We start from the raw sequence: 5,854 nt of genomic DNA, 5'->3' as shown, positions 1-5,854 counted from the left end.
GATAGCAGTTCCTAGCAAAAGGAATTCAATTAGGTATCCAACCATAACCAATTTCTACTGGTAATTTAGAGGCACTTGCAGGAAGTCCATTTAAAGGATTATTGTAAGCATTAATATCATATTTAAGCCCGCTTAGACTACCAATGCTTTGTGGTAAATATTTTAAATTATTATAACTAAGTTCTAGCTGTTGAAGATTTTGTAATTGGCCAATACTTTCTGGTAAATATTCCAATTCATTAAAAGAAATATTTAATTTTTGAAGATTTTGTAATTGACCGATGCTTTCTGGTAAAGTTTCTAAAGATCCTCTTTCAAGGTTTAATTCAGTTAGTTTATGCAATTTACCGATGCTATTAGGTAATTGATGTAAATCTCTATTGCCTTGAATTTCTAAATATTCTAAATTACTTAGGTCGCCTAAAGTTTCAGGTAGTGATTGAATAGCTGTATCATGAATCATAAGATGCTTCAAAGAAGTAAGCTGTCCGATACTATCTGGTAATTTTTCTAAATTAGCAAGACTAGATTTACAACCTCTTAGCTCAAGTTTTTGAAGATTTTTAAGTTTACCAATGCTCTTCGGTATTTCTTTTAAATTTCGTAAGTCAGCTAAGTCTAATTCTTCCAAATTTTCGAGATTACCAATGCTTTCAGGTAGATATTCTAAACTACAATCGTAAATCCTAAGCTTTTTTAAGTCAGATAGCTTACCAATTGTTGCCGGAATTTCATCAATATAAATAACAGCAAGAGATTCATTTAAAATAGCCAATTCTTTTAAGCCGGATATATTTCCTATAGATTTAGGAATTATATATTTTTTATGAGATGCAAAATTTAAATCAAGTTTATTAGTTCCAGACTTGACAGCATTTTTAATTATAAGTTCCAGTTCACTTGTGCTTTCTATCCGATAATTCATAATTAAATTCAAATAACTTATATTTTATCTCCTTAATTATCCCCTCCGCGAACCTCCGCGCAAACCTCAGCGTCCCTCTGCGTTTAAAAAACAAAAAAACCCGCACGATCGCGGGCTTCAAAAACTACAAATTAAATCCGAATTTCTACCTACTCAATCCCTTCAATCTTATCCTCAACTTGCTGATACAATTCCCGCAACTTATCCAAGTTACTTTCATCTGTATCCCAATAACCTCTACCATTGGCTTCCAACAAAGAAGTCACCATCTTTCTAAAGGAATGCGGATTCAAGTTCAACAACCTTTCCTGCATTTCCTGATCTTTCATGAAGGTGTCATTAGTATCTTCATAAACCCAATTATCTACCGCATCCGCTGTCGCACTCCAACCTACGGTATTAACCAAGCGTTTGGATAATTCCCGCACACCTTCGTAACCGTGAGATAACATTCCTTCGTACCACTTAGGATTCAACAATTTAGTCCGAGAATCCAAGCGCACAGTTTCCGACAAAGTGCGTACTTGGGCGTTTGCTGTGGTGGTATCTGCCATGTAGGCTACTGGCTTTTTACCATCTTTCCGCAAGCTGGCTACTACTTTTGTTGGATCGGAATCGTAGTAATGAGAAACGTCGGTTAAACTAATTTCCGAGGAGTCTAAGTTTTGGAAGGTGACATCAGCCGTTTGTAATGCACTTTCAAAGATTTCCCGCGAGTTTTCCATCATTCCTGGGTTATCTGCGGTGAATGCAAAGGATTTACGTTTAAGGTACATTTCCTGCAATTCCCCTTCGTTTTCCCAGGTACTATTTTCCACCGCTAAGTTGATGTTAGAAGAGTAGGAGCCGGAAGCGTTGGAAAAGACGCGGGTTGCTGCTTGACGCAAATTAATACCCATCTCTTCGGCTTGCTTGAGTGCGTGTTTGCGAACAAAGTTCATTTCTAAGGGTTCGTCGGCTTCTGCTGCCATTTTCACCCCTTGATCCAACAAGTTCATTTGGTTAATAAACAAGTCGCGGAATACGCCGGAACAGTTGATTACTACGTCGATTCTCGGTCTTCCTAACTCTTCCAAGGGTACTAATTCTAACTTGTTCACCCTTCCCAAAGCATCCGGAACCGGGCGCACGCCTACCATCCACATTATCTGTGCTAGTGATTCCCCGTAGGTTTTAATATTGTCGGTTCCCCATAATACACAGGCAATGGTTTCGGGATATTCGCCGCCGTTGTCCCGCATTTGTCTATCTAACAATCTATCGACAACGACTTTCGCAGATTTCACTGCTGCCATTGTGGGGATTGATTGCGGATCTAAAGCGTGAATATTTTTACCCGTGGGGAGTACGTCGGGGTTACGAATTGGATCTCCTCCGGGACCAGGTAAAACGTATTCTCCTTCTAATCCTTTGAGTAGTGCGCCGAGTTCGTTATCCGCACAAACCTGTTGCAGGCAGAATTCCAAGTATTCAAATAAAGGTTTGAGTGCTTCCTTATCAACTTTGGGATAACCTGCTTGATGTAAAGCTTCTACCCAAGGTTCTTTTTTACCCATGTTGAAAAAATTCAACTTGGAAACTAAGGATACTCTACCTTCTGCGTCGATTTGTGCTTGAACTAATGCTCCAACAGTTTCGCGGGTGGTTAAGGTGATGTGTTGCAGCAATTCCACATCTTCTAAAATACCTTTGTCGCTATTGCGGTAAATTTCTTCGATGTCGCGTCCGATACTGTTAGCAATTATCCTTGGTAAGCTAATTAGTTCTGACTCTTCTCGATCTAACTCAGCTATATTAACCAATGTAGCTACTGCTTCCTCTGCGGTGGGAGGCTTCCCAACTACGTGTAATCCACATGGCAACAGTCGCGATTCTATCTCCATCAACCGACGGTAGACGCTACCAACGATATTATCGCGCTCTTCTGCGGACATATCCTTGCAACTGTCTTCTGGGAAATTGATGTCTTTATCCAGATTCACCATCCGGGCTTTATCCATGATGGTATCTACGATCGCAACTCCCCTTCCGGTATCTTTCAAGGTTTGGTAGGAAGCAATTAGTTCGCTTAATTCTTTCAACCCTTTGTATAAACCAGCGTTTTCTGCGGGGGGTGTAAGATAGGAAATAGTTTCCGCATAGCTACGACGTTTGGCAATGGTAGCTTCACTAGGATTATTTGCAGCGTAATAATACAAGTTGGGAATTGTACCAATTAAACTATCGGGATAACAATCACCCGACATTCCCATTTGCTTTCCTGGCATGAATTCCAAGGAGCCGTGAGTACCGAAGTGCAGTACCGCATCAGCACCCCAAATTTTTTCCAGGTATGTGTAGTATGCAGCAAAACCGTGGTGAGGGCTGGCAGAGCGGGAAAATAACAACCGCATTGGGTCTCCTTCATAACCGAAGGTCGGCTGTACTCCGATAAATAAGTTACCGAAATGCTTCCCGTAAACTAATAAATTCTGTCCGTCGCTATTCAAATTTCCGGGAGGTGGGCCCCAATTTTCTTCCAAACGGTGGGAATATGGTGTTAATTCCTCATATTCGGGAACCGACATCCGATAAGCAACGTTTAATTCCGGACTTGCATACTGTGCTTGTACGTCGTGGATGACTTGCTCCATCAACTCTTTAGCACTTGCAGGTAATTCGGGTAAATCGTAGCCATTATTTTTTAAAGCCTTCATTACCTCGTATATCGAACCGAACACATCCAAATAAGCGGCGGTTCCGACATTACCTTTATCCGGTGGGAAGCTAAATACAGTAATCGCTACCTTCTTATTTAACTTGGGCTTGCGGCGCAAATTAGCCCACTTCATCACCCGTTTTGCTACCGTTTCAACTCGATCTTGCAGCGCGATCGCCTTTCCGGTTGCACCATCTTTACCAGACAATATAATCGGCTCGATCGCACCATCTAATTCGGGTATAGCAATTTGTAAAGCCACCTGAATCGGATGCAATCCCAAATCGCTTTCCATCCACTCCTGGGTAGTTTGGAATACCAAAGGTAAGGCAACCATATACGGACGATTCAACCGCTTTAACGACTCAATCGCCTTCGGGTGGTCTTGTCTGGCTGGTCCACCTACAAGAGCAAATCCTGTCAAAGATACTACAGCATCGATTAAAGTAGTTCCTTGCTTATTACTTCCTTTCAAAGCAGAAGTTTCATAAAAATAAGCGTCTACCGGCTTAGAAAAATCCAAACCGCCAGCAAAAACGGGAATTACCCGCGCTCCCATCGCTTCTAATTCCTGAACGATCGCCACATAATGAGCATCATCACCAGTTACCAAGTGCGTCCGCTGCAATACCAAACCCACACAAGGGGCTAAGGGATCTTTTAAATCGGGAGAAATATCTGAGCGGCTATTATACCAGTTAAGATACTCTTTGACATCCTCAAACATCGTTGTTGCCAAAGGATGCCAAATTCCCATGTCGGGATAAACAACCGGCAGTTGATACTCTTCTACAGATGCAAAATTGCTTTTATCTACATCTTTTAAAACATATTTATCAGCCAGCATTAACAGGAAGTTTTCCAAATTCTCAGAAGATCCTCCCAACCAATACTGAAAACTCAACATGAAATTACGAGCATCTTGAGCCTTTTCCACCGGCAAATACTTTAATACAGAAGGCAAAGTCCGCAGCAGCTTCAACATTCCATCTTGAAAAGACGCACCGGATTTCTCCTTGCGCTTCTTCATAAACTGCGCGATCGCACTTTTGGACTGTCCCAAATTTGCCAAGGAAAAACTACCCATCTTATTTAGACGCATAACTTCCGGCATCGAAGGGAAACACACAGCCACATCAAACTTATCGCGATGAGGCTGCACCGCTGCAACTACCTTAGTCGCTAAATCTTCAATAAAAATAAGTGAAGCGATAAAAACATTCGTAGTTTCTAACTCTCTTTGAAACTCCCGATAATTATCTTCCGAGCGGAGTTCCTCAATCAAATAACCGCTAATTTCAATCGCAATGTTGGGGTGATTATCGTTTATAGTCCGTACCGCTTGTGACAAAGCACTTTGATACTGGGACTCTAACACGACATAGACCACCTTAATCAAATGTCGCCCTGCGAGGTTTTCCGGTTTGATGTGTCTAATGGTGGACTTGACGTGAGTAAACATACTTTTCGTCGCTCCTTGTGATGCGTGTTCTCTGGTTCGGCACTAAATGTTTTTTATCAGAAATTGCCTAGTTATGGGCGTTTTGTCGTCCATCTGACACAATTCGATAAAATTAAACAATTTTCGCTTAACAATACTTTACGTTTTTTTGGTGTGTTTACTCACATTTAGTAAATTATTTGTAATATTCATATTTAGTTATTTGGTTATTAATGGATATATATTTTTTTTTAAACGCAGAGGGACGAGTACGGTTTACGCAGAGGGGTAAAGAGGTTTTATCATAATAAATACAGATTTAGATTTGAGAGGTGCTGATTGCAGATTCGCGAAAATGACCTAACAGGTCAAAAGATCGCTGACCTTCTTCGGGAACATCTCGAAGAAATGAATGAGATTACACCACCCGAAAGTGTTCATGCTCTTGATTTAGAGGCATTGCGATCACCCGATATTACTTTCTGGTCGGCTTGGGAGGGTTCGGAATTAGTTGGATGCGGAGCGTTGAAAGAATTAGATTCAAGAAGTGGTGAAGTTAAATCAATGCGTACTGCCAAGGCTCACCGTGCTAGAGGTGTTGCCTCGAAAATTTTGGAACACATCATCAAAGAAGCCGAACGGCGTGCTTACGATTGCCTAAATCTGGAAACAGGGGCTATGCTTGAGTTCGCTCCGGCACGAGCGTTGTATACACGGTATGGGTTCGAGTACCGAAGTCCCTTCGCTGAATACATTGAAGACCCGAATAGCGTGTTTATGACGAAAAAGA

The 5,854-nt window shown here is 41.3% G+C and carries 3 protein-coding genes; 1 reads left to right on the top strand and 2 read right to left on the bottom strand.

Features of this window, described 5'->3' with window-relative positions; all coding sequences use genetic code 11:
* Positions 1-25: 25 nt before the first annotated feature.
* The gene (locus VB797_RS26010) at positions 26-925 is read right to left on the bottom strand and encodes a hypothetical protein (protein ID WP_323240657.1); all 900 of its coding nucleotides are present in this window, start codon (positions 923-925) and stop codon (positions 26-28) included.
* Between the two features lie 149 nt (positions 926-1,074).
* On the bottom strand, positions 1,075-5,085 hold the full coding sequence (locus tag VB797_RS26005) for a magnesium chelatase subunit H (protein WP_323240656.1): 4,011 nt from the start codon (positions 5,083-5,085) through the stop codon (positions 1,075-1,077).
* 387 nt (positions 5,086-5,472) lie between these two features.
* Here VB797_RS26005 and VB797_RS26000 point away from each other — a divergent pair.
* Positions 5,473-5,854: GNAT family N-acetyltransferase (locus VB797_RS26000; protein WP_323240655.1), on the top strand; the 382-nt coding region annotated here is incomplete at its 3' end.

This window comes from Rivularia sp. UHCC 0363 (genome assembly GCF_034931125.1).
GTDB lineage: Bacteria > Cyanobacteriota > Cyanobacteriia > Cyanobacteriales > Nostocaceae > Rivularia.
Note: the sequence above shows the minus strand (reverse complement) of the source record. Positions and strands in the feature narration are given on the sequence as shown.